General features: G+C 64.2%; 18 protein-coding genes, 1 tRNA gene and 1 riboswitch. Of the genes, 12 read left to right on the top strand and 7 right to left on the bottom strand.

What is annotated here, in order from left to right; genetic code table 11:
• Positions 1-60 precede the first annotated feature (60 nt).
• From B015_RS0119165 to B015_RS0119145, 5 genes are read left to right on the top strand one after another with little or no spacing between them, the layout of a single operon-like run.
• Positions 61-1,002, top strand: coding sequence for an ABC transporter permease (locus B015_RS0119165; protein WP_018429354.1), 942 nt, complete (start codon positions 61-63; stop codon positions 1,000-1,002).
• Entirely contained in the window at positions 999-1,865 is an 867-nt protein-coding gene (locus B015_RS0119160) for an ABC transporter permease (protein ID WP_018429353.1), read from the top strand. Before B015_RS0119165 ends, B015_RS0119160 begins: the two co-directional genes overlap by 4 nt.
• A gap of 1 nt (position 1,866) precedes the next feature.
• A complete protein-coding gene (locus tag B015_RS0119155; protein WP_040456935.1) occupies positions 1,867-2,874 on the top strand; it encodes an ABC transporter ATP-binding protein in 1,008 nt (335 codons plus the stop codon).
• Positions 2,871-3,881: an ABC transporter ATP-binding protein gene (locus B015_RS0119150; protein ID WP_018429351.1), complete on the top strand. Its 1,011-nt coding sequence runs from the start codon at positions 2,871-2,873 to the stop codon at positions 3,879-3,881. The genes B015_RS0119155 and B015_RS0119150 overlap by 4 nt, the downstream gene beginning before the upstream one ends.
• A gap of 25 nt (positions 3,882-3,906) precedes the next feature.
• Complete coding sequence (locus B015_RS0119145) at positions 3,907-5,715, top strand: aminopeptidase P family protein (protein ID WP_018429350.1); 1,809 nt, start codon at positions 3,907-3,909, stop codon at positions 5,713-5,715.
• Positions 5,716-5,763: 48 nt separating this feature from the next.
• Here B015_RS0119145 and B015_RS0119140 read toward each other — a convergent pair whose 3' ends face one another.
• The 3 genes from B015_RS0119140 to B015_RS0119130 form a co-directional block, all read right to left on the bottom strand.
• Positions 5,764-6,339 (bottom strand): AAA family ATPase, encoded by a 576-nt coding sequence (locus B015_RS0119140; protein ID WP_018429349.1) that lies wholly within the window; start codon positions 6,337-6,339, stop codon positions 5,764-5,766.
• A 241-nt stretch (positions 6,340-6,580) separates the two neighbouring features.
• A tRNA-Val gene (locus tag B015_RS0119135) sits at positions 6,581-6,655 on the bottom strand.
• Between the two features lie 205 nt (positions 6,656-6,860).
• Positions 6,861-7,223: a response regulator gene (locus B015_RS0119130; protein ID WP_018429348.1), complete on the bottom strand. Its 363-nt coding sequence runs from the start codon at positions 7,221-7,223 to the stop codon at positions 6,861-6,863.
• Between the two features lie 228 nt (positions 7,224-7,451).
• Between B015_RS0119130 and B015_RS0119125 the strand changes: the two genes are divergently transcribed.
• Both B015_RS0119125 and hisN read left to right on the top strand, forming a co-directional pair.
• Entirely contained in the window at positions 7,452-8,342 is an 891-nt protein-coding gene (locus B015_RS0119125; protein WP_085941125.1) for an N-formylglutamate amidohydrolase, read from the top strand.
• A gap of 254 nt (positions 8,343-8,596) precedes the next feature.
• Positions 8,597-9,370 (top strand): histidinol-phosphatase, encoded by a 774-nt coding sequence (gene hisN / locus B015_RS0119120; protein ID WP_018429346.1) that lies wholly within the window; start codon positions 8,597-8,599, stop codon positions 9,368-9,370.
• 36 nt (positions 9,371-9,406) lie between these two features.
• Here the strand turns inward: hisN and B015_RS0119115 are convergent, their stop codons facing one another.
• Positions 9,407-10,378, bottom strand: a complete 972-nt coding sequence (locus tag B015_RS0119115; RefSeq protein WP_018429345.1) for an alpha/beta hydrolase — start codon at positions 10,376-10,378, stop codon at positions 9,407-9,409.
• Between the two features lie 504 nt (positions 10,379-10,882).
• On the opposite strand from B015_RS0119115, the gene B015_RS0119110 reads away from it, so the two are divergent.
• The gene (locus B015_RS0119110) at positions 10,883-11,350 is read left to right on the top strand and encodes an Hsp20 family protein (RefSeq protein WP_018429344.1); all 468 of its coding nucleotides are present in this window, start codon (positions 10,883-10,885) and stop codon (positions 11,348-11,350) included.
• 61 nt (positions 11,351-11,411) lie between these two features.
• Here the strand turns inward: B015_RS0119110 and B015_RS0119105 are convergent, their stop codons facing one another.
• Complete coding sequence (locus B015_RS0119105) at positions 11,412-12,464, bottom strand: low specificity L-threonine aldolase (protein WP_018429343.1); 1,053 nt, start codon at positions 12,462-12,464, stop codon at positions 11,412-11,414.
• Positions 12,465-12,953: 489 nt separating this feature from the next.
• On the opposite strand from B015_RS0119105, the gene gltB reads away from it, so the two are divergent.
• Complete coding sequence (gene gltB, locus B015_RS0119100) at positions 12,954-17,684, top strand: glutamate synthase large subunit (RefSeq protein ID WP_026227482.1); 4,731 nt, start codon at positions 12,954-12,956, stop codon at positions 17,682-17,684.
• 118 nt (positions 17,685-17,802) lie between these two features.
• Complete coding sequence (locus tag B015_RS0119095; protein WP_018429341.1) at positions 17,803-19,257, top strand: glutamate synthase subunit beta; 1,455 nt, start codon at positions 17,803-17,805, stop codon at positions 19,255-19,257.
• Between the two features lie 66 nt (positions 19,258-19,323).
• Here the strand turns inward: B015_RS0119095 and B015_RS0119090 are convergent, their stop codons facing one another.
• Both B015_RS0119090 and B015_RS0119085 read right to left on the bottom strand, forming a co-directional pair.
• Positions 19,324-20,502, bottom strand: a complete 1,179-nt coding sequence (locus B015_RS0119090) for a DUF459 domain-containing protein (RefSeq protein WP_245262347.1) — start codon at positions 20,500-20,502, stop codon at positions 19,324-19,326.
• A gap of 88 nt (positions 20,503-20,590) precedes the next feature.
• On the bottom strand, positions 20,591-21,817 hold the full coding sequence (locus B015_RS0119085; RefSeq protein ID WP_026227481.1) for a lytic murein transglycosylase: 1,227 nt from the start codon (positions 21,815-21,817) through the stop codon (positions 20,591-20,593).
• A 249-nt stretch (positions 21,818-22,066) separates the two neighbouring features.
• Between B015_RS0119085 and galU the strand changes: the two genes are divergently transcribed.
• Entirely contained in the window at positions 22,067-22,954 is an 888-nt protein-coding gene (gene galU / locus B015_RS0119080; RefSeq protein ID WP_018429338.1) for a UTP--glucose-1-phosphate uridylyltransferase GalU, read from the top strand.
• A gap of 67 nt (positions 22,955-23,021) precedes the next feature.
• A riboswitch (cobalamin riboswitch) is annotated at positions 23,022-23,205 on the top strand.
• A 47-nt stretch (positions 23,206-23,252) separates the two neighbouring features.
• A complete protein-coding gene (gene bluB, locus B015_RS0119075; protein WP_018429337.1) occupies positions 23,253-23,969 on the top strand; it encodes a 5,6-dimethylbenzimidazole synthase in 717 nt (238 codons plus the stop codon).
• The last annotated feature ends 79 nt before the right edge of the window (positions 23,970-24,048 follow it).

Genomic DNA, 24,048 nt, shown 5'->3' with positions numbered 1-24,048 from the left:
TGACCGCTACGCGCCGGGCGGGTGACCCCGTCCGGCGCGCCTTTCTCGAAGGCCAGGCCTATGCCCTCTTTGTCCTATCTTCTGGCGCGGCTGCTGCAGATCATCCCGACCTTCCTTCTGGTCATGGTCTTCATCTTCCTGCTCGTGCGCCTGCTTCCCGGCGATCCCGCCATCGCCATGGCCGATGCCAAGGCGACCGACGCGCAGATCGAGCAGATCCGCCACAATCTCGGCCTCGACCAGCCGCTGCCGATGCAGTTCGTGGTTTTCGTCAAGAACACCCTGACGGGCGATCTCGGCCGCTCGATCATGATGAAGGCGCCCGTGACCGAGGTGATCCTGAGCCGGCTGCCGACCACGGTGTTCCTGTCGCTCTATGCGGTTGCGCTCGCCATCCTGCTGGCCGGGCCGCTGGCGTTCCTCGCGGCGTCGCGGGTCAACAGTGCCACCGATGTCGCCATCCGCAGCGTCTTCCAGGTCGGGCTGTCGATGCCGGTGTTCTACATCGGGCTTCTGCTGCTCACCGTGCTTGCCGCGCAGCTGCGCTGGTTTCCGGTCGGCGGCTATGGCGAGAGCTTCCTCGACAATCTCCATCACCTGATGCTGCCGGCACTCAGCATTGCGCTCTACACGTCGGCGATCATTCTCCGGAATCTCCGGGCGTCGCTGATCGAGGTGCTCGACGCCGACTATGTGCAGTTTGCCCGCGCCAAGGGGCTGTCACCGCGCATCATCATGACAAGGCACGTGCTGCGCAACGCGCTGGTGTCGACCATCACGCTGCTCGGCCTGTCCATCGGCAACTTGATGAGCGGCACGCTGGTCACCGAGACTGTCTTTGCCATCCCAGGCGTCGGCCGGCTGATGCTCGAGGCGATCTTCGCCCGCGACTATCCGCTGATCCAGGGGCTGACGCTGACTTTCGCCGTGCTCGTCTCCGTCGTCTTCCTGTTGACCGACGTGGTGCAGTCCTGGCTCGACCCGAGGCTTCGCCAGTCATGAGCGCCGTTGTCCATTCCCGCCCGCGTCCGGGCCGCCTCGGTGCCTTCCTGCGCCGCGCCTTCGCACGGCCGGCTTTCGTCGTGGGCTTCGCCATCATCGCGGCATCGATCGTGCTCGCCCTGTTTCCTCAGCTATTCGCGCCCTACGATCCTCTCGCCTTCGACATGAATGCCATGCAGCAGGGACCAAGCCTGGCGCACCCGTTCGGCACCGACAATTTCGGTCGCGACGTGCTTTCTCGCGTCATCTGGGCCTATCGCGTGGACATGCAGATGGCCTTCCTGGCCACCATTTTCGCATTGCTGATCGGCGTCACCGTCGGCGCCTTCGTCGGCTATTATGGCGGCCTCGCCGACACCATTTTCGGCCGCTGCGTCGACGCTGTCATCACCTTCCCGTTCCTGGTGCTGGTCATCGCTATCGTCGCCGTGCTCGGGCCAGGACTGGTCAACATGTACATCGCCATCACGGCGGTAAACTGGGTCTATTACGCCCGGCTGACGCGTGCCGAGATCATGACGCAGAAGTCGAGCGACTATGCCGCCGCGGGCAGGGTGCTCGGCTATTCCGACCGGCGGATCATCTTCCGCCACCTGCTGCCCAACGCCAGCTCGCCTATCATTGTCTATTGGATGACCGACATGGCGCTCGCCATCCTGCTCGGCTCGTCGCTCGGCTATCTCGGCCTCGGCGCCCAGCCGCCGGCTGCAGAGTGGGGCGTTCTCATCTCGGAGGGACGCAACTTCCTGCTCACTGCATGGTGGATGAGCCTGATGCCCGGTATCGCCATCGTGCTGACCGGCCTCGGCTTCAGCCTGCTCGGCGATGCACTCGCCGACCTGCTCCGGCCGAAGGGGCGCTGACATGACCAAGACTGAAACAGTCCTCGAAGTGCACGGCCTCAGGACCGAATTCGGTTCGCGCGAGCGGCCGCTTGTTGCGGTGGATGGCGTCTCCTTCGACGTCAAGGCCGGCGAAATCTTAGGCCTCGTCGGCGAGTCCGGCTCGGGCAAGAGCATCACGCTGCGCTCGATCCTCGGCATTGTCAGGCCGCGCGGCCGAGTCGCCGGCGAGATCCTGTGGAAGGGCAGGGATCTTGTACCGCTCGACGAAGCGGAGATGCGCAAGGTGCGCGGCCGCGAGATCGCGATGATCTTCCAGGAGCCGATGTCGTCGCTCAACCCGCTCCTGACGGTGGGCCTGCAGATTTCGGAGAACCTCGCGGCGCACACCACTCTCGATGCAGCAGCACGCACAGCGAGAGCGGTCGAGCTGCTCGACATGGTCGGTATTCCCGCCGCGCGCAGCCGGCTCGGCGATTATCCGCATGAATTCTCGGGCGGCATGCGCCAGCGTGTGATGATCGCCATCGCACTTGCCTCCAATCCGTCGCTGCTGTTGGCCGACGAGCCGACGACCGCGCTCGACGTCACCATCCAGGACCAGATCCTGCGCCTGATCCAGTCCCTCAGCCGCGACCTCGGCATGGCCGTCATCCTCGTCACTCACGACATGGGCGTGGTGGCGCAGACCTGCGACCGCGTGGCGGTGATGTATGGCGGGCGGCTCTGCGAGATGGGGCCGACGACTGACGTGATCGGCGACGCCCGCCATCCCTATTCACTTGGGCTGCTGCGCTCGATCCCGCGCAACGTTGCACCGCGCACGCCGCTCTATTCGATCCCCGGCGCGCCGCCGTCGCTCAACGCCCTGCCATCAGGTTGCGCCTTCACGGTGCGCTGCCCGGTGGCCGGAACCGAATGTCCCGATGTCCGTCCGCAGCTGAAATCGGCGGGGCCAGCGCGGATGGTGGCCTGCCACCGGCTGGCCGACGCGCTGGCACATTTCAGCCCGCAGGAGGCGGCGCAATGACCGTGGTCAACCCAACCGTCGAACCGCTGCTTTCCATCCGGGACCTTTCGATGCGGTTCGAAAAGCCGCGCTCGCTGTCCGACACCATCGCCCGCCGGCCACGGCAGGTGGTTTCGGCGCTGAACGGCGTCGACCTCGACGTGATGTCGGCCGAGACGCTCGGCATCGTCGGTGAATCCGGTTGTGGCAAGTCGACCCTGGCACGCTGCATCGCCGGCCTGCACCGGCCGTCGGGGGGCGACATCCTGTTCGAGGGTGAAAGTGTGGTTGGCCTGACAGGCCCGAAGCGTCGCGCCTTCAACAAGCGCGTCCAGATGATGTTCCAGGATCCTTACACCTCACTCAACCCGCGAATGACCGTGCGCGACACGCTGCGCGAGGCGCTCACGGTGCATCGCATGCGCGAGGGGCAGGCGATCGACAGGCGCATCGATGAACTGCTCGACCTCGTGCGCCTGCCCGAGGGCGCGGCGGACAAGTTCCCGCACGAATTCTCCGGCGGCCAGCGCCAGCGCATCGGCATCGCTCGGGCGCTTGCGCTCGAACCTGTCTGCCTCGTCGCCGACGAGCTGGTCTCGGCGCTCGACGTCTCGGTCCAGGCGCAGGTGGTGAACCTGCTGCTGGAGTTGCAGGATACTCTCGGGCTCACCGTGCTGTTCGTCGCCCATGACCTCAGGCTGGTGCGCCATGTCTCGCACCGCGTCGCGGTGATTTATCTCGGTGCCATCGTTGAGATCGGGCCCTCGGAAGCGCTGTTCTCGCGGCCGCTGCATCCCTATTCCAAGGCGCTGCTGGCGGCGGCCCCTTCGCTCGACCCGACCGAGCGGAACAGGGCGCCGGCACTGTCGGGTGAATTGCCGAGCCCGCTCGACATTCCCAAGGGGTGCCCGTTCCACGTCCGCTGCCCGCATGCCGCCGAACGCTGCCGCATCGACAAGCCTGTCCTGCGCCCTATGGGCGCGGGCATGGCAGCCTGCCATTTTGCCGAAACCATCACAGCCGCGTAACGCGCCGACCACCAGGACATCCAAGATGACATCGACCGAAAGGCAGGAGCAATCCCGCCGCATAGAGGCGCTTCGCCGGGAAATCGCCGCGCAGGGGCTCGACGGCTATGTCGTGCCGCGCTTCGACGAGCACCAGAGCGAATATTGCGCGCCGCATGATTGCCGGCTTGCCCATGTCACCGGCTTCACCGGTTCGGCCGGCGTGGCGATCGTCATGCGCGACCGCGCCGCGATCTTCGTCGACGGGCGCTACCAGGTGCAGGTGCGCGAGGAGATCGATCTCGACAGCTTCGCCATCGAGCATTTCTACGACGCGCCGCTCAAGGACTGGCTGCGCAAGAACCTGCGCAAGGGCGAACGCGTCGGCTTCAACCCGATGCTGCTGCCCTCGACCTGGGACCGGGATTGCGGCCAGGCGGCCGAGTCCGCCGGCGGAGCTTGGGTTGCGATTTCAGGCGATCTCGTCGACACGATCTGGACGAAGCAGCCGGAGAAGCCGCTCGGCCCGGTTATGGCCTTCGGCCGCGACTATGCGGGTGAAAGTGTCGCTGACAAGAAGCGCCGCATCGCCGCGCTGGTCGCGGCCCAGGGCGCCGACTTCCTGGTCGAGGCGCAGCCCGACAACATTTCCTGGCTGCTCAACGTGCGCGGCCGCGACGTGGCCTTCAACCCGATGCCGCATTCCTTCCTGATCATCGACAAGGCCGGTCGCACCGAGTGGCTGGTCGACCATCGCAAACTGCCGAACGATCTCTCCGGCTTCGAACTCGACGGCGTCGAGATGGCTGAGCCGGCACGCCTGCTCGAACGCGTCGCGGCCTTTGCGAAAGGACAGACAGCGCTTGTCGATCCGGGTTTCGCGCCGTCGGCGGTGGCCCACGCGGCACGCGATGGGGGCGGGGAGGTCAAGCTCGCCCGCAGTCCGGTGACGCTTGCCAAGATGGAGAAGAACCCCATCGAGTTGCAGGGCTTCCGCGACTGCCACCGCCAGGACGGCGCTGCCTGGGTGCGTTTCCTTGCGTGGCTCGACCGTTATGGCGCAACGCGCGCGGCACAAGGCATGCCGGTGACCGAACTCGAAGCCGAGGAGCGCATCCTCGCGTATCGCCGCGACAACAGGCTGTTCGTCGAGCCGAGCTTCCGCACCATCTCCGCCTCGGCGGGCCATGCCGCCATGTGCCACTACAATGCGACAGCCGTGAGCAACGCCGCGATCACGCCCGAGGGAGTCTACCTGCTCGATTCCGGCGGGCAATATCTGACCGGCACCACCGACGCCACCCGCACCACGGCCCTTGCGCCCGTCAGCGACGAGATCCGCCGCGCCTACACGGCGGTGCTCAAGGGGCTGATCTCGATGCTGACGCTGAAATTCCCAGCTGGCACCTTCGGCCATCACGTCGATGCCTTTGCGCGACGTCCCCTGTGGGACCTCGGCCTCGACTACGACCATGGCACCGGCCATGGCGTCGGCCATTTCCTGTCAGTGCACGAGCAGCCGCAGCGCTTCGACCGGCGGGTCAACGAGATCGAGCTCAAGGCCGGCATGGTGACGACCATCGAACCCGGCTACTACAAAGCAGGCGAATACGGCATCCGCCTGGAAAATCAGGTCGAGGTGGTCGATGCCGGCGGTGACTTCCTGAGCTTCCGCTCGCTGACGCTCGTGCCCATCGATTTGCGCCTCGCCGACATTTCCCTGCTGTCTCCCGGCGAGACCGCCTGGCTCGACAGCTACCACGCAACGGTTCGCACGGCCCTGAGAGGCCAGCTTGCCGGCGACGATCTCGACTGGCTGGAGCGCATGTGCGCGCCCTGCGGGACGAGGGACTGAGATGCACTGGAAAAAGCTGGTACCGGCAGGTAATTCCTGTCGCCGGTGTCAGCTTGGCCGAGCGGTAAGCTCAAGCCCGGCCCGGCCCCTGTGACGGCTGAAGCTCGACGAGCGGCGTGTCTCGCGCCAGGCCTTGAGCACCGTCTCGACATTGGCATCCGTGCCGTCAGTCGTGTTCAGTTCCAGGTCATAAGTCTTGCCGGCATGGATCGTTTCGTGGTCGCGTCTGGCGCTGCCGAGCGGCCGGTCGCCGCGTGCCGCTTCGCGCTCGATCAGCAGGTCGAGCGGGCAATGCACGGCGACGAAGAACACGTCGTGGCGCTCTAAGGAGCTGGAAAGCACTTCGAGCCACCCCTCCGTATCCAGAATGTGCTCGAGGATCAGGTTGTTGCCGGCGTCGGCATAAGCGGCAAGCGACGCGTGGAACCCGTCGAAGAACGCCTTTCTGGCATCGGCCCAGACGAAGTCCCCATTGCGGAAACGGCCCAGCGGAAGAACGCCTGAGTCGCGCAGATGATCGATCGAGATATGCCAGAACGGCTTTTCGATGCGGGCCTGCAAAGCCCGCGCGATGGTGGATTTTCCGCTGCTCGATGCGCCGTGCAGGAAAATGATCTCTGCCATTGTGTTGCCTTCCGCTTGCCGTGCGGCGCGGTTGTCTTGCGTGCACGTGTCAGTGGTATGACGGCGTCATCCGCAGGCTTGCGACCCCACCGTCAGGCGAGATCGCTGCATCAGCGGGCACTGGGAAACGCAGCCGCAGGAGCACGGTCCGATTCAATTGCGGACATGACAAAAGCGCCTGCGGAGGTTTGTCGAACCTGCCGGGCGCTTGGCATCTTTGCATCTAAGTGCTTGATTTGGATGGTGGGCGTGACAGGGATTGAACCTGTGACCCCTGCAATGTCAATGCAGTGCTCTCCCGCTGAGCTACACGCCCATCCGATGGGGCGGATACACCATTTTTGATCCGGCGCGTCAATAGCGTGTTTGACGGAAATTTGCGCCTTTGTTCAAAACCCCGGTAGACGCTGGGGAAGATGGCGCTGCGCCGCACGCGGCACAGGGTGCGAAAGGGCGATACGGCGCCGGCAAAGCAAGAATCGCCCCGCGCAGGGAGCGAATCTCTTTTCTCGAGTGCAGCCTCAGGCGGCGTGCAGCATCTTTTCGACCTCGTTGACGAGATCGCGCAGGTGGAACGGCTTCGACAGCACCTTGGCGTCGCGCGGTGCCTTCGAATCGGGATTGAGCGCCACTGCGGCAAAGCCGGTGATGAACATCACCTTGAGATCTGGATCGATCTCGGTGGCGCGGCGCGCCAGCTCGATGCCGTCCATTTCCGGCATGACGATGTCGGTCAGGAGCAGCGAAAAGGGTTCCTCGCGCAGCCGCTCGTAAGCGCTTGCGCCATTGTCGAAATCGCTCACCTGGTAGCCGGCGCGTTCCAGCGCCTTGACCAGGAAGCGACGCATGTCGTCGTCGTCTTCTGCCAGAAGAATGCGTGCCATCAGTATCCCGTCCGAATCAGCGGTCGAAGCCGCCCCCCAGCAGGGGCTTCGTTAACCATCTTCTATATGAGTCCGGGACGGTAAACATCAAGTGAATGCCGCCCGCAATGGCTGACACCGCGGCACGGGCCGGGCTTTGCGATGCCGCCGCGCAACGCTGGACACGAACTCACGCAGGTGGCAATTTCATTCAATGAACAAGCGTCGCCCGCAGGTCGTTCAGGCAAGATGACCCCAGCCGAAGATTTCTCGGTGCTGCCCCCGTTCGAGGTCCGGACGAGCGCCGAGCAGCGTGTGCCATTCGTGTTCAATTCGCCGCATAGCGGCCGCTGCTATCCCGAACGCTTCCTTGCCATGTCCAAGCTCGATTCCATGGCGATCCGGCGGTCCGAGGATTGTTATGTCGACGAGCTGTTCGGTGCTGCCGTAACTCTCGGCGCGCCGATGCTGACGGCGCATTTCCCCCGTGCCTATCTCGACGTGAACCGCGAGCCGTGGGAACTCGACCCCCGAATGTTCGCCGAGCCGGTGCCGCCATTCGCCAACATCCGCTCGGCGCGTGTCGCCGGGGGGCTCGGCACGGTGCCAAAGCTGGTGGGCGAGGGGCTCGACATCTATTCTGGCCGGTTGCCGCTGTCGGAGGCGGTGGGGCGCATCGAATGCGTCTACAAACCCTATCACGAGGCGCTGAAGCGGCTTGTGACGCGCACCCATGCGCGCTTCGGCTATGCCGTCCTGGTCGATTGTCACTCGATGCCGGCTTCGATCCGCATCGGCGAAAGCGGCATGCGGCCCGACTTCATCGTCGGCGACCGCTTCGGCACCTCGGCCACATCGGCCCTTTCGCAATGCGCGATCAGCCTGCTTGCAGCGATGGGTTATTCCGTGGCGCACAACAGGCCCTATGCCGGGGGCTTCATCACCGAGCATTACGGGCGGCCGGCGCGCAACCTGCATGCGCTGCAGATCGAGATCAATCGCGGCCTCTACATGGATGAGCGCACGCTGCAGAAATCCCAGGGGTTCGATGCGCTGGCAAACGATCTGGCGCGGTTTTCCGCCGATCTGATGGCCTTGCCGGACCATCATTTCCTCGACCTGCCATTGGCTGCCGAATAGGCTGCAGCGGAATAGGTAAGCCGCTGAACCCGCTAAAAAAAAGACCGCTCCGGAGAGCGGTCGAAGTCTAGGGAGGAAACGCCCAAGGAGGGCATGGACAGGACAAATCCTGTCCGACTTCGAGATTATTGTGCGGTGCACAAAAGTCAAGGCGCTTCGGGCTTTTTTAATTCATGGTGATGTGGCTATTGCCGACGCGGTGCTGGGCGTGTCATCCACGCAACAGCAAGACATGCGTCAGGCATTGGGGGTGAATGATGGTCGAAGCCGAGTTCATGCGACGGATCGCACGTGCCGCAGCAGCCGAGACGCTGCCGCGCTTTCGCCGCCTGTCGGCGGTGGAAAACAAGCTCGCCAGCGGTTTCGATCCGGTCACCGAGGCCGACCAGGAGGCAGAACGCGCCATCCGTGCGCTGATCAACGCTGAATTCCCCGATCATGGCATCCTCGGTGAGGAGCATGGCAGCGAAAACACCGGCAACAGCCATGTCTGGGTGATCGACCCGATCGACGGCACCCGTGCCTTCATTTCCGGCCTGCCTGTCTGGGGCACGCTGGTGGGGCTGACGGTGGACGGCGATGCGGTTGCAGGTATCATGTCCCAGCCCTTCACCGGTGAGCTGTTTTATGCCGACGGCAAGGGATCGCATTATGAGGGGCCGGGCGGGCCGCGCGCGCTTTCGGTGCGCAAGACGACGTCGCTTGCGGACGCAACGATGTTCACCACCACGCCGTCGCTGTTCAAGGGCGAGATGCGCAAGCGTTACGACGTGCTCGAGAGCAAAGTGCGGTTGGCGCGCTACGGCACCGATTGCTACGCCTTCGCCATGGTGGCCGCCGGGCAGGTCGACATCGTCGTCGATCCGGGCCTCAAGCCTTATGACATCGTGGCCCTGATCCCGATCATCGAGCAGGCCGGCGGCATCGTCACCACCTTCGACGGCGGGCCAGCGGAGAATGGCGGCGACATCATCGCGGCGGCGACGCCTGAGTTGCACAAGGCGGCGATGGCGGTGCTGGCAGGCTGAGCCGGCTGCGGCCGGGGTGCGGCCGGCTGCGGGCTTTCAGTCGTTGTCGTCGTCTACCAGTGCCGGCGTTCCAGGGATGAAGGCCTCGAAGGCGGCGATCAGCTGCTCGCGATAGATGTCGGCTTCCTGCAGTATCTCGTGGCGGGAGCCGTCGATGGTGAGCAGCGACGCGGCCCGCGTGTTGCGGGCATAAGCCTCGATATCCCTTGTCGCCACCACCTCGTCGGCCCCGGCAGTGACGATCAGCATCGGCACCTTGAGGGCTGCGATGAAGGCTGGATCGCGCACCGTTTCCGACGCTTTGGCCGCAGCGCGCAGCCAGGCGACCGTGGGGCCGCCGACTGAAAGCGTCGGATAGGTCTCATAGAGCAGGATGTTGCGGCGGTAGCGGCGCTCGTCGCTGGTCAGCTTGTTGATCGCAAAGGGCGTGCCCTCGCGCGGCCTTGGCCCCCAGGCGGCGTAGAGGCGTCCCAGGCCCAGCCAGCAGAGCAAGGTCGTGATGCGCTTGATGGCTTTCATCGACAGGGGCGCGCCAACCACCGACATGAACGGGGCGACGAGCACCATACGCTGGACGCGGTTGGCCATGACGGGTGCCGCAAGCAGGGCGATCAATGCGCCGCTCGAATGGGCGAGCACGAAAAACGGGCCGCGGCAGTCGGGCAGGACGATTTGCTCGAAGAAGGCCTCGAGGTCGCGGACGTAGTGGTCGAAACTCTTGACGTAGCCACGATGGCCATCGCGCAGCAGCCGCTCGGAAGCACCCTGGCCGCGCCAGTCGAACGTCGCCACGGCATGCCCGCGCACCGTGAGATCGCGGACAGTCTCGAAATATTTCTCGATGCACTCGTTGCGGCCGTTGAGCAGGATCACCGTGCCCTTGAAGGGCTGGTTGGTCGCCGGGAACAGGGCGTAGCGCAGGCGCTTGCCGTCATGGGCGGTGAAGTCGCCGGTCTTGGCGCGTTCGGGAACCGGATTGCCGGGGATTTCGTGGAACAGGTCCGTCATCAGGCGCTTCGGAACTCGCTGCCGGGGATCAGGCTACAACTGAGGGTGATAGAAAGGGTGGCTGCGAAAATCAAAGGAATTCCGACGCGGGCGGGCATCCAGTTCACAGTGTGGGAGCGTCCGAAAGGATGCGCGGCGCTGTGACGGTGGCCGCAAACTATGAGGCCGGAGGCAACTTGCGGTTTGCCTCCGGCCTCTGTCGATCCGGGAGGAAGGGACGTTACAACCCGGTTCGGCCTTATGGGCGGGGCTCTCGGCGCCGCCCTTGTCTGAACTTGGGTGCACTCTAAGCCGCCCGGCCTGAACGGATGCCGAAGGGGCGGTTCATTTTCGGTTCATAAATGGCCGCCGGAAAACCTCTGGTCGCAACGTCTTGAAATGGCTTTGGGGCACCCCCAAATGTCTCCTGCGGCGCCCAATACGGGGCCGCTGACCACCGCCGGGACGCCAGAAAGGGTGCCGGCACGGGTCATACGCAAACTTTGTTGCTCACTGGAGAACACCATGCGTCAAGTCGATTTTTCCCCGCTCTATCGCTCAACCGTTGGTTTCGATCGCCTGTTCGGCATGCTCGACGGCCTCAGCCAGCCCGAAGGCGGCACCAGCTATCCACCCTACAACATCGAGCGCACCGGCGAGGATGCCTACCGCATCAGCATGGCGGTTGCCGGCTTCTCGGAAACCGACATTTCGATCGAAGCCCATCGCAACGTGCTGACGGTCAAGGGCGAGCGTGGCACTGAAGGTGCCGGCGAAGGCTCGGAGCTGCTTTATCGCGGCATCGCCTCGCGTGCCTTCGAGCGCCGCTTCCAGCTTGCCGACCATGTCGAGGTCGTAGGCGCCAATCTCAAGAACGGCCTGTTGCACATCGACCTGAAGCGCAACATTCCCGAAGAGCACAAGCCCCGCAAGATCGAGATCACTGCCGCGGCCGCCAAGGCCAAGCAGATCGAGACCAATACGGTCAACTAAAGCAGACAGCTCCTCCCAAGGAGAAAAGGCGGCGCCCTCGGGTGCCGCCTTTTTCATATTGTCAGGAGCGGAGAAGATCGCCGAAGCGGCTGACGTCTTCGGCCGACGTGGCAAAGGACGTGACGAAGCGATAGAGCGCCTCGTTTTCCTGGACCTTGCCGGCAAGCGACGCCGGCACGTGCCATTCATAGAAGACCGCGCCGGCAGCCTGGGCCTTCTTGGCTACGTCCTTGTTGATGATGGCGAAGACCTCGTTGGCCTCGGGCTGCCAGCCGAGGCGGGCGACGGGCGAGCTTTCGATCGTCTCCGCCAGCCTGGCCGACATGGCATTGGCGTGGCGGGCCGTCTCCAGCCACAGCCCGTCTTCGAAATAGGCCTCGAACTGGGCCGAGATGAAACGCGCCTTGGAGAACAGCTGGGCCGAGCGCTTGCGCAGGAAGTGCATGTCCTTGGCGCGGTCGAGGTCGAACATGACGATCGCTTCCGCGCACCAGCAGCCGTTCTTGGTGCCGCCGAAGGAGACGATGTCGACGCCGCGCTTCCAGGTCATCTCGGCAGGCGTGGCGTCGAGCGACACCAGTGCATTGGCAAAGCGCGCGCCGTCCATGTGCAGCGGCAGGCCGTGGCGCTTGGCGACGGCCGACACCTCGGAAATCTGGTCGAGGCCGTAGACGGTGCCGACCTCGGTCGCCTGGGTGATCGAGATCGCGGTTGCGCGGCCGCCATGGATGTTCTCCCAGGCGAAACGGCTGACGGCGCGGTCGAGATTGGCGGTGTCGATGCGCCCGAGCGGGCCATCGACGGCATGAAGGCGCGAGCCTGATCCAAGGAACTCCGGCGCGCCGCATTCGTCCTCGATGATGTGAGCCTCGCGATGGCCGAAGGCGATACCGCCCGGCTTACCGTAGACGGCGAGCGACAGCGAGTTGGCGGCCGTGCCTGTGGCGACGAAGAAGACGGCGACCTCGCGCTCGAAGACCTGGCCGAAGCGCTCATAGACGGCGCGATCGAGATCGCCGTCGCCATAGGCGCGGCTGAAGCCCGCTGTGCTGGCCTGCAGGCGCGCGGCCACCTTCGGATGGGCGCCGGCCCAATTGTCTGATGCGAAGATCATGTTTTCCGTCCGTAACGTGGCTGTGGGAGACTGCTCTGAGCTAGAGCGGATTTGCATTTTTGTATCAAGTGCATGGCGGTGAAATCGTTTATGGCAGGCGAAAACCGGATTTGACCGTCTGTTCAAAAATTACGCAGCGCATGCCTTTGTTGTAATTTTCTGTCTTTCGGAGTGCGGAAAATTCGTGAATCGGTCTTGTGCGTATTCAAGAATTCTGTCATACGAAATTTAGGACAGCAGTGCTGTCTTATTTATCTGCTCAAAGCGGAACGGATTTGGCGTATGATGACGCTGCGTCCGTCTGCCGCCGTGAGCAGGGGTCGGTGACCGGGGCGGAGCTTGTCCGTTACGCCTGACCCGACTGGCGGTTCGGTGCCGGCCAAAGGCGCTGCGCCGCATGCATATCGAAGCATATCTGAAGGTGAGCGGACTGGCACGTAGCCGTCCCAAAGCGAACTGCCCGGAACGGGCCGGAATGGAGAAGAGACGATGACGGAGTTGACGCCATCTGTGACGACGGGTTTTGCACCGGCCGCGCAGACGAAAGCGGCCAACAATAAAACCGATCATCTCCGAACCACCACCGGCTATGCAGCGCATGGCCTTTACGATCCTCGCAACGAACATGACGCCTGCGGCGTCGGCTTCATCGCCCAGATGAAGGGTGTGAAGTCGCACCAGATCGTCAAGGACGGGCTGTTCATGCTCGAAAACCTGACGCATCGCGGTGCCGTGGGTGCAGATCCGCTCGTCGGTGACGGCGCCGGCGTGCTGGTGCAGATCCCCGACACCTTCTTCCGCGAGGAAATGGCCAAGCAGGGCATCGCCCTGCCTGAGGCCGGCCAGTACGGCGTCGGCCACTGGTTCATGCCGCAGGACGCGGCAATGCGCGACCATATCGACGACATCATCCGCGAGTCGGCTCAGTCTGAGGGGTTGCCGCTGATCGGCTTCCGCGACGTGCCCGTCGACAACGCCTCGCTGTCGAAGGCGCCCGAGATCGTCGCCGCCGAGCCTTACCACCGCCAGGTGTTCATCGGCCGTACTCCCGACATCGAGGATGACGAGGAATACGAGGCCCGTCTCTATCTGCTGCGCAAGGTGATCTCCGGCCGCATCTACGCCGAGAACAACAACAAGGACATCGGCGCCTATTGCGTGTCGCTGTCGGCGCGCACCGTCGTCTACAAGGGCATGTTCCTGGCCAACCAGGTCGGTGCCTATTACAAGGACCTCAGCGATCCGCGCTTCGAGACGGCGTTGATCCTCGTCCACCAGCGCTTCTCGACCAACACCTTCCCGTCGTGGAAGCTGGCGCATCCGTACCGCATGGTCGCCCACAACGGCGAAATCAACACGGTGCGCGGCAACAACAACTGGATGGCGGCACGCCAGGCCTCGGTCGACTCGGAGCTGTTCGGCAACAACATCTCCAAGCTGTGGCCGATCTCCTATGAGGGGCAGTCGGATACGGCGTGCTTCGACAACGCGCTCGAGTTCCTGTTCCAGGGCGGCTACAAGCTGGCGCATGCCATGATGATGCTGATCCCGGAAGCCTGGGCCGGCAACAAGTCGATGGATGCCGACCGCAAGGCCTTCTACGAATACCACGCAGCGCTGATGGAGCCGTGGGACGGCCCGGCCGCGGTGTGCTTCACCGACGGCCGCCAGATCGGCGCCACGCTTGACCGCAACGGCCTGCGTCCGGCCCGCTACATCGTCACCGACGACGACCGGGTGATCCTGGCGTCGGAGGCCGGCGTGCTGCCGGTCGACGAGAAGAGCATCGTCAAGAAGTGGCGCCTGCAGCCCGGCAAGATGCTGCTGATCGACCTGGCCAAGGGCCGCATCATCTCGGACGACGAAATCAAGTCCGAGATCGCCAACAGGCATCCCTACAAGAAGTGGCTGGCCAACACCCAGCTGATTCTCGAGGAGCTGAAGCCGGTTGAGCCGCGTGCTCTGCGCAAGGACGTGTCGCTGCTCGATCGCCAGCAGGCCTTCGGCTACACGCAGGAAGACACCAAGCTGCTGATGTCGCCGATGGCGACGACCGGCCAGGAAGCCGTCGGCTCGATGGGCACCGACACGCCGATCTCGGCGATGTCGGACAAGTCGAAGCTGCTTTACACCTACTTCAAGCAGAACTTTGCCCAGGTCACCAACCCGCCGATCGATCCGATCCGCGAGGAGCTGGTGATGAGCCTGGTGTCGTTCATCGGCCCACGGCCGAACATCCTCGATCTCGTAGGCACCTCCAGGCGCAAGCGCCTCGAAGTGCGCCAGCCGATCCTCACCAACGCCGACCTGGAGAAGATCCGCTCCATCGGCCACACCGAGGAAAGCTTCGACACCAAGACGATCGATGTCACCTACGCGGCCACGGAAGGTGCTGCCGGCATGCAGGGCGCCATCGAGCGCCTGTGCGAGCGCGCCGAGGCAGCGGTTGCCGGCCGCTACAACATCATCATCCTGTCCGACCGCCAGCTCGGCCCGGACCGGATTGCCATCCCGTCGCTGCTGGCGACGGCCGCCGTGCATCACCATCTGGTCCGCAAGGGCCTGCGCACGTCGGTTGGACTGGTGGTCGAATCGGGTGAGCCGCGCGAGGTGCATCATTTCTGCTGCCTCGCCGGCTACGGCGCGGAGGCGATCAACCCGTATCTGGCTTTCGACACGCTGACCGACATGCACAAGCGGGGCGATTTCCCGCCTGAGGTGGACGGCTCGGAAGTCGTCGGCCGCTACATCAAGTCGATCGGCAAGGGCATCCTCAAGGTCATGTCCAAGATGGGCATCTCGACCTACCAGTCCTATTGCGGCGCCCAGATCTTCGACGCCATCGGTCTGAAGACCGACTTCGTCGAGAAGTACTTCACCGGCACCGCGACCAACATCGAGGGCGTCGGCCTGGACGAGGTCTCGGGCGAGACGGTGGAGCGCCATACGTCGGCCTTCGGCGAGGATCCGGTGCTGCGCAACGCGCTCGACGTCGGTGGCGAGTATATGTACCGCATGCGCGGCGAAGCCCATATGTGGACGCCAGACGCGGTCGCCTCGCTGCAGCATGCCGTGCGCCAGGGTTCGTGGTCGACCTTCAAGGAGTTCTCGGCCCAGATCGACAGCGAAACGGCACGTGCCCAGCAGATCCGCGGCATGTTCCACATCAAGTCGGCGGAAGAGAGCGGCCGCAAGCCGGTCGCGCTCGACGACGTGATGCCGGCAGCCGAGATCGTCAAGCGCTTCTCGACGGGTGCCATGTCCTTCGGCTCGATCAGCCGTGAGGCGCACACGACGCTGGCCGTTGCCATGAACAAGATCGGCGGCAAGTCGAACACCGGCGAGGGCGGTGAGGAGCCGGACCGCTACCTGCCGCTGCCCGACGGTTCGGTGAACCCCGAGCGTTCGGCGATCAAGCAGGTGGCTTCAGGCCGCTTCGGCGTGACGACGGAATATCTCGTCAACTCCGACATGATGCAGATCAAGGTGGCGCAGGGGGCCAAGCCCGGCGAGGGCGGCCAGCTGCCCGGCCACAAGGTCGACGCGACGATCGCCAAGACCCGTCACTCGACCCAAGGCGTGGGCCTGATTTCGCCGCCGCCGCACCATGACATCTACTCGATCGAAGATCTGGCGCAGCTGATCTACGACCTGAAGAACGTCAACCCGGCAGCCGACGTGTCGGTCAAGCTGGTGTCGGAAGTGGGCGTCGGAACGGTTGCGGCTGGTGTCGCCAAGGCGCGCGCCGATCACATCACGATCTCAGGCTATGATGGCGGCACCGGCGCTTCGCCGCTGACCTCGCTCAAGCATGCCGGCAGCCCGTGGGAAATGGGCCTCGCCGAGACGCATCAGACGCTCGTGCTGAATGGCCTGCGTTCGCGCGTCGCGCTCCAGGTCGACGGTGGCCTGCGCACCGGCCGCGACGTCGTCATCGGCGCACTGCTGGGCGCCGACGAGTTCGGCTTCTCGACCGCGCCGCTCATCGCGGCGGGCTGCATCATGATGCGCAAATGCCATCTCAACACCTGCCCGGTCGGCGTCGCCACCCAGGATCCGGTGCTGCGCAAGCGCTTCAAGGGTACGCCCGAGCACGTCATCAACTACTTCTTCTACGTGGCGGAAGAGGTGCGCGAGCTTCTGGCCAAGATGGGCTACACCCATCTCGACCAGATCATCGGCGACGCGGACCTCCTGGAAAAGCGCGAGCTGATCAACCACTGGAAGTCGCGTGGCCTGGACTTCTCCAGGGTGTTCTACAAGCCGGATGCGCCTGCTTCGGCGACACACTGGACCGAGCGCCAGAAGCATCCGATCGACGATGTGCTCGACCGCAAGCTGATCGCCGAAGCGAAGTCAGCACTCGAAGCTCGCCAGCCGGTGAAGATCGAGGCTTCGATCCGCAACGTCGACCGCTCTGCCGGTGCGATGCTGTCGGGCGAAGTCGCCAAGCGCTTCAAGCACAAGGGCCTGCGTGAGGACACGATCTCGGTGAAGCTGACCGGCACTGCCGGCCAGTCCTTCGGGGCATTCCTGGCGCGCGGCATCTCGTTCGAGCTGGTCGGCGACGGCAACGACTATGTCGGCAAGGGCCTGTCAGGCGGCCGCATCGTCATCCGTCCGCCTGAGGATGCCAAGATCGTCGCCGAGGACTCGATCATCGTCGGCAACACCGTGCTCTACGGTGCGACCGAGGGCGAGTGCTACTTCCGCGGCGTGGCCGGCGAGCGTTTCGCAGTCCGCAACTCGGGCGCCGTCACTGTCGTCGAAGGTGTGGGCGACCATGGCTGCGAGTATATGACGGGCGGCGTGGTGGTGGTTATCGGCAAGACCGGTCGCAACTTTGCGGCGGGTATGTCGGGCGGCGTCGCCTATGTGCTCGACGAGGAAGGCGATTTCGCCGAGCGCTGCAACATGGCGATGGTCGAGCTCGAGCCGGTCCCCGAAGAGGACGACATGCTGGAGAAGCTGCACCATCACGGCGGCGACATCGCCCACAAGGGCCGCGTCGACGTGTCGGGCGACATGACCCGCCATGACGAGGAGCGCCTGGTGCAGCTGATCTCGAACCACATGCACTACACCGGTTCGACCCGCGCCAAACAGATCCTCGACGACTGGGCGAGCTACCGACCTAAATTCCGCAAGGTCATGCCGGTGGAGTACCGCCGCGCGCTGATCGAGATGGAGCGCATGCGGATGAACGTCGCGGCGGAATAGCCGCGGCCGTCCGGCCGGCGCGGCGCCCAAGACGGGCGCCCGCCATCGCATGCTTCATTTGAAGTGGTGGAATTCTACGCCCGCGCCGAGACGCTGGGCATGACTGACGAGAGCTACGATGGGCAAGGTTACAGGTTTTCTCGAGATCGACCGGCAGGTCCACAAGTACCAGCCGGCTTCCGATCGCATCCGGCATTTCCGCGAGTTCACGCTGCCGATGTCGGACAAGGAAGTGGAAAAGCAGGCGGCGCGCTGCATGGATTGCGGCATTCCGTTCTGCCACGGCCCGACGGGCTGCCCGGTCCACAACCAGATCCCCGACTGGAACGATCTGGTCTACAATGGCGACTGGACAAACGCGATCCGCAACCTCCATTCGACCAACAACTTCCCCGAATTCACCGGCCGCATCTGCCCCGCGCCTTGCGAGGAAGCCTGCACGCTGAACCTCGAGGACATTCCGGTCGCCATCAAGACCGTCGAGCAGGCGATTGCCGACAAGGCCTATGAGACCGGCTACATCAGGCCTTATCCGCCGGAAAAGAAGACCGGCAGACGCGTCGCCGTCATCGGCTCCGGGCCGACGGGCATGGCAGCCGCCCAGCAACTCGGCCGCGCCGGCCACGAAGTCCATGTCTATGAGCGCGAGAGCCGGCCCGGTGGCCTGCTGCGCTTCGGCATCCCCGACTTCAAGATGGAAAAGCACTATATCGACCGCCGCGTCGAGCAGATGGCGGGCGAGGGCGTGACCTTCCATTGCGGCGTCAATGTCGGCGTCGACAAGAAGGTCGAGGAGATGCTCGCCGAATTCGATGCCGTGCTCTATTGCGGCGGCTCCGAGGCACCGCGCCCGGCCGGCATTCCCGGCGACGACCTCAAGGGCGTGCATGACGCGATGCCTTACCTCGTCCAGCAGAACAAGCGCGTCGGCGGGGAAGACATCCAGTCGGTCGCCTGGCCGTCCGAACCCATCGTTGCCGGTGGCCTGCATGTCGTGGTCGTCGGCGGCGGCGACACGGCGTCCGACTGCGTTGGCACGGCGTTCCGCCAGGGTGCTGTGCGCGTCACTCAGCTCGACATCCGCCCGCAGCCGCCGGAAAAGGAGCACAAGCTGTCCGTGTGGCCCTACTGGGCGACCAAGATGCGCACCTCGTCGTCGCAGGCAGAGGGCGCGCAGCGCGAGTTTCAGGTGGCGACGCTCGAGTTCATCGGCGAAGACGGCCAGCTGACCGGCGTGAAGTGCTGCGAGGTCGATGAGAAGCGCAAGCCGATCCCCGGAACGGATTTTGTCATCCGCGCCGATCTCGCCTTCATCGCCATCGGCTTTGCCGGCCCGATATCAGGCGGCGTGGTGAAGGAACTCGACGGCAAGCTCGAGATCAAAACCGACAGCCGCCGCTCGTCCAACGTCGTGGCCAATGACCGCGACTACAAGACCAACATCGACAAGCTCTATGTCGCCGGCGACGTGCGCCGCGGCCAGTCGCTGGTGGTCTGGGCGATCCGCGAAGGCCGCCAGGCAGCCCACGCCATCGACGAAGCCCTGATGGGCTCAACGGTGCTGCCGCGCTGAACCGCGACAATCTCCAAACACAAAAGGCGCCGAAAGGCGCCTTTTTCGTCTCCGAGGGATTTTCGGCTATCGCTTGATGGCGGTGGTGGTCTCGGTGCTCGCTGAAGCCGGCACCTTCTTGGGCGGCCAGGAGAAATCGTCGATGCGGCCGACCGGAGCCTTCGGCGCGATGCCTTCGATGACGAGCTTTTCGCCGGGCGAGTTGGGCTCGCTTTTGACGGTCGCGGCCTGCGCGCCCATCAGTTCGGTACCACCATCGAGCTCTGGATCGCCGAGCGAGACGGGTACGGTGCGGTCGATGTTTTCAGGCACCTTGAGCTCGCCTGGCGATGCCTGGGGCAGGCCGGCCGGCACAACGGCTTCATTGATGCCTGGGGTGATGCCGAGGATCTTATCCAGCGGCTTTTCGGCATAGAAGGCGAGCTTGCGCTTGCCCGCCTTGGTGACGTTGATGCCGTCGTCGGAGCGCAGGCGCACGGGCTGGCCGTTCATGTCGGGGCCGGAAGTGACGAAGGCACCGCTTTCATCGACGAAGCCGTCCCAGACATCGACGAATTCGCTGTTCGCGGCTTCTGTCGCGGCGCGGTAGACGTCGTTGAAGGCGAGCATGTCGGTGCTCATCTTGGACGATTTGAAGGCAGGCATGCCGACCCAGAGGAAGGGCACCTTGGTGTCGGACAGCGCCTTGGCCAGCGTCTCGGCGCGGCTGGTGTACTCCTTCATCCAGGCGGTGCTCATCGGCGGTTCTCTGTTGTCGCCGACACGCATCTGCTGACGGTCGTTGGAGCCGAGCATGACCACAACGACGGCAGGCTTCTCCTGCTCGATCAGTATCTTCGCCTGCTCGGGCCAGTTGTAATAGTCGTCACGCACCAGACCCGACGAACCGCTCGTCTTGTCGATGACGCGGACCTTGGCGTTCTCGCCAAAAACGGTGGTCAGGCCCTCGGCGATGCCGGCGCCGAGAAAATCGCCGATGACGAGGATGGTGCGGGCGTCCGCCGCCTTCTCGACGACAGGCACAGCCGGCTGTGCCGGCTTGGCCGGCGCACCGGCAAGCCCTTCCTGGGGCTTGCGCGGCGCTTTGCGGACCTTCTTGGGCGGCGCGGCCTGAGGCTCTTCGAAGATGTAGGGATCGACGCGCGGCTCACGGCGCGGCATGAACAGGTCGCGCAGCGACCAGCGCCGCAAGATGCCGTCCTGTGCGAAGGCGGGGGTAGGGGCTGCGACAGGGATGGCGGTCATGGCGACCGCCACCGCAAGCAGTGGCATCGTCAGGCGCAGAACGGCTTTTTTCGAGCGACGCGACGATGCCAAACGCAACCTCCGGTGGCTATTTCTTTCGCAGCCATTTGAGCACTTCCATGCTCGGATGGCCGTCCTCCGTCAAGCCCAGCTGTGCCTGAAACGCCTTGATTGCGGAGCGCGAGCCCTCGCCGATCTTGCCGTCGGCCTTGCCGTCATAATAGCCGTGAGCCGACAGGCGCTTCTGCAACTCCTGCTTCTCTTCGAAGCTGAGCTTGGTGAAGGGCCGTTTCCAGTCCTGGACAAGACCACCATAGCCGGCGATTTCGTCGGCAAGAAGGCCCACGGCCAGCGCGTATTTGTCGGCGTTGTTGTAGCGCTTGATGACCTGGAAGTTCTTGGTCATCAGGAAGGCGGGACCGCCGCGGCCGTCGGGCACCTTGAGGGTGGCGACATCGGAGCCGCGCTTAAAGGCCTTGCCGTTGGCGCGCTCGACGCCGAGTTCCGCCCACTTGTCGAGCGTCATCGAGCCCGACGGGAACTTTCGGCCCTCGGGCAGCACGACCTCGTAGCCCCAGGTCTTACCGCCTTGCCAGCCGTTCTTCTTGAGCAGATTGGCAGCGGTGGCTAGCGCATCCGGCACCGAGTTCCAGATGTCGCGCTTGCCGTTGCCGTCGGCGTCGACTGCGTAGGCCTGGTAGCTGGTCGGGATGAACTGGGTGTGGCCCATCGCGCCGGCCCACGAGCCCATCAGATGGCTCTCGTCAATGTCGCCACGCTGCAGGATCTTCAGCGCCGCGATCAACTGGGTGCGGGCATATTTCGAGCGGCGCTCGTCGCCATAGGCAAGGGTCGCCAGCGAGCGCACGACATTGCGCATCACCTTGTCGTTCTTGAGAATCTCGCCGTAGTTCGATTCCATCGACCAGATGGCGAGCAGCACGTAGCGGTCGACGCCGTAGCTGGCCTCGATGCGGTCGAGCCACGGCTTCCACTTGCGCGCCATGGCGCGGCCGACCTCGATGGACTGGTCGTGGACGCGGTTGTCGAAATAGTCCCACACGGGTGCGGTGAATTCGGGCTGGAAGCGCGCTTTTTCAAGCACTTCCAGGTCGGCCGAGGTGACGCCTCGGAACGCACGGTTATAGGTCGACGCTGAAATGCCGTTGTCGGCGGCGACGGCGCGGAAGCCAGCGACCCAGCGTTCGAAGCCGGCCTCGGCCGAAGCCTTGCCCGCAGGCAGCAGCAGCGCGAGCGACAGGCCGGCGATCGTGGCAAATCCTGCCAGGCTTCTGGCGGTCTTGCGAAGGGGCATTCTTTCCTCCTGGAAGAGTTCGGAAAGTCGATTCATCGCCGATGCCGGTTATCAATCAGTTTACCATAGTCCCCCTGGGGACCTAAAAGCCGTGGGTCGGATTGTCCCCCGAAGGCCCAACACAATCAAGATCGCGTGATCTCGGCCTTGCTCGTGCCACCCCATTGTGCCAACGCGTTCAGTATTCTTCAATTCAGGCATGAGAATGTTGTGCCTGATATCGATTTTTCTCTTTCGGACGACCGCGCAATGAAAAGAGTTCGCAAGGCAGTATTTCCCGTCGCAGGCCTGGGCACCCGCTTTCTGCCGGCCACCAAGTCTATCCCCAAGGAGATGCTGACGGTCGTCGACCGTCCCGTCATCCAGTATGTCGTCGACGAGGCCCGCGAGGCGGGCATCGAGCACTTCATCTTCGTCACCGGCCGCAACAAAGCGGTCATCGAAGATCACTTCGACGTCCAGTTCGAGCTCTACGATACGCTTGCCCAGCGCGGCAAAAGTGATCAGCTGGAGCGGCTGCAGAAGCTGCAGCCGGCCCCGGGCCAGACGTCGTTCACCCGCCAGCAGGTGCCGCTCGGCCTCGGCCATGCTGTATGGTGCGCGCGTGAACTGGTCGGCGACGAGCCTTTCGCGCTTCTCCTTCCCGACATGATCATGCAGTCGGAAAAGAGCTGCATGCGCGAGATGGTCGAGCTTTATGCCGAGACCGGCAACAACATCATCGCCGTGCAGGAATGCGACCCGGCCGAGACGCACAAATATGGCATCGTCGGCAAGGGAAAGGCCGTTCATACCGGTTTTGCCATCGACGGCATGGTCGAGAAGCCGAAGCAGGGAACGGCACCGTCGAACCTGTTCATCAACGGCCGCTACATCCTGCAGCCGCAGATCTTCGAACTGCTTGCCAAGCAGGAGCGCGGCGCCGGCGACGAGATCCAGCTGACCGATGCCATGCTGAAGCTCGAGAAGTCGCAGCCCTTTTATGGCTATCACTATCGCGGCCGGACCTTCGACTGCGGCTCGCCGGAAGGTTTTGTCGAGGCCAATGTGGCATTTGCCCTGGCGCGCTCTGACATCAGCGGCCGCATGGCCGAAGTGATCGAAGGGCTTCTGGGCGAGGTGAAACCCAGCCGCTGAGCCCCGTCAATGTCGCCCGCGCGTCATTTTCGGGCGCGCGGCGCGGTGGCCAAGGGCCCGCAAGGCCTGTAGAACACTCCCGCCAGGTGCCCGCTCATGCGGGAGAATCGGGAACACGGTGAAACTCCGTGGCGTGCCCAGCGCTGTAAGAGGGACCGTATCGGCAAAAGCCACTGTCCGGCAGGATGGGAAGGTGCTGAAAGCGGGATGAACTCGAAGCCAGAAGACCGGCCCGGCAGAGATGGTCCACCGCATGGACAGGCGGGCGGACGCCGTTTCTATCGCAAGGGGACACGCGATGCCGGCCGCCCATGTTCAAACCGCCTGCGGCTCGTTCGATGCCGCGGCGCAGGACGCCGTCTACAAGGCCATCTTCACCCGCCGCGACGTGCGCAGCCATTTCCTGCCCGATCCGATAGACGACGTGGTCATGGCGCGCCTTTTGATGGCGGCGCATCACGCGCCATCGGTCGGCTTCATGCAGCCATGGAACTTCATCATCATCCGCGATGCCAAGCGCCGGGCGCTGGTGCGCGACCTGTTTTTCGCGGCGCGCGGGCAGGAGCTGCCGCATATTGTCGAGGAGAAGCAGGCACTCTATCGCAAGCTCAAGCTCGAAGGCATCTGCGAGGCGCCGCTCAACCTGGTCGTGACCTGCGATCGGGCACGCTCGGCCAACTCGCCGCTGGGGCGCTGGCACAATCCGGAAATGGATCTCTACAGCACTGTTTGCGCGGTGCAGAACCTCTGGCTGGCGGCGCGTGCCGAAGGCATCGGCATCGGCTGGGTCAGTATCCTCGACCGTGACGCACTGAAGGCATTGCTGGCGATCCCCGAACATGTCGTGCCGGTGGCCTATCTCTGCGTTGGCCGCGTCAGCGAATTCGCCGCGCGCCCAGATCTCGAGCGCCATGGCTGGGGCAACCGGCTGCCGTTGGCCGAGCTTGTCATGAGCGAAGTGTTTGCCGGCGAGGGGGAGCAGGGGGTGAAGGAGGCGGTGGCAGGATTGGGATGAGCGGGGCGGCGGGCGTTCTTGCGCTGCCGGGTGCTCGTTTTGGGGGCTCGCAGCTCCGGCCGTTCTGGACCGTCCCGAC

This window comes from Hoeflea sp. 108 (genome assembly GCF_000372965.1).
In the GTDB taxonomy this organism is placed as follows: domain Bacteria; phylum Pseudomonadota; class Alphaproteobacteria; order Rhizobiales; family Rhizobiaceae; genus Aminobacter.
This window is presented reverse-complemented; position numbering and strand designations above follow the sequence as displayed.

What these genes read in the sequence shown, in the direction of transcription:
- B015_RS0119165 (WP_018429354.1), top strand. Translation starts at nt 61, where the DNA reads ATGCCCTCTTTGTCCTATCTTCTGGCGCGGCTGCTGCAGATCATCCCG.
- B015_RS0119160 (WP_018429353.1), top strand. Translation starts at nt 999, where the DNA reads ATGAGCGCCGTTGTCCATTCCCGCCCGCGTCCGGGCCGCCTCGGTGCC.
- B015_RS0119155 (WP_040456935.1), top strand. Translation starts at nt 1,867, where the DNA reads ATGACCAAGACTGAAACAGTCCTCGAAGTGCACGGCCTCAGGACCGAA.
- B015_RS0119150 (WP_018429351.1), top strand. Translation starts at nt 2,871, where the DNA reads ATGACCGTGGTCAACCCAACCGTCGAACCGCTGCTTTCCATCCGGGAC.
- B015_RS0119145 (WP_018429350.1), top strand. Translation starts at nt 3,907, where the DNA reads ATGACATCGACCGAAAGGCAGGAGCAATCCCGCCGCATAGAGGCGCTT.
- B015_RS0119140 (WP_018429349.1), bottom strand. Translation starts at nt 6,339, where the DNA reads ATGGCAGAGATCATTTTCCTGCACGGCGCATCGAGCAGCGGAAAATCC.
- B015_RS0119130 (WP_018429348.1), bottom strand. Translation starts at nt 7,223, where the DNA reads ATGGCACGCATTCTTCTGGCAGAAGACGACGACGACATGCGTCGCTTC.
- B015_RS0119125 (WP_085941125.1), top strand. Translation starts at nt 7,452, where the DNA reads ATGACCCCAGCCGAAGATTTCTCGGTGCTGCCCCCGTTCGAGGTCCGG.
- hisN (WP_018429346.1), top strand. Translation starts at nt 8,597, where the DNA reads ATGATGGTCGAAGCCGAGTTCATGCGACGGATCGCACGTGCCGCAGCA.
- B015_RS0119115 (WP_018429345.1), bottom strand. Translation starts at nt 10,378, where the DNA reads ATGACGGACCTGTTCCACGAAATCCCCGGCAATCCGGTTCCCGAACGC.
- B015_RS0119110 (WP_018429344.1), top strand. Translation starts at nt 10,883, where the DNA reads ATGCGTCAAGTCGATTTTTCCCCGCTCTATCGCTCAACCGTTGGTTTC.
- B015_RS0119105 (WP_018429343.1), bottom strand. Translation starts at nt 12,464, where the DNA reads ATGATCTTCGCATCAGACAATTGGGCCGGCGCCCATCCGAAGGTGGCC.
- gltB (WP_026227482.1), top strand. Translation starts at nt 12,954, where the DNA reads ATGACGGAGTTGACGCCATCTGTGACGACGGGTTTTGCACCGGCCGCG.
- B015_RS0119095 (WP_018429341.1), top strand. Translation starts at nt 17,803, where the DNA reads ATGGGCAAGGTTACAGGTTTTCTCGAGATCGACCGGCAGGTCCACAAG.
- B015_RS0119090 (WP_245262347.1), bottom strand. Translation starts at nt 20,502, where the DNA reads ATGACCGCCATCCCTGTCGCAGCCCCTACCCCCGCCTTCGCACAGGAC.
- B015_RS0119085 (WP_026227481.1), bottom strand. Translation starts at nt 21,817, where the DNA reads ATGCCCCTTCGCAAGACCGCCAGAAGCCTGGCAGGATTTGCCACGATC.
- galU (WP_018429338.1), top strand. Translation starts at nt 22,067, where the DNA reads ATGAAAAGAGTTCGCAAGGCAGTATTTCCCGTCGCAGGCCTGGGCACC.
- bluB (WP_018429337.1), top strand. Translation starts at nt 23,253, where the DNA reads ATGCCGGCCGCCCATGTTCAAACCGCCTGCGGCTCGTTCGATGCCGCG.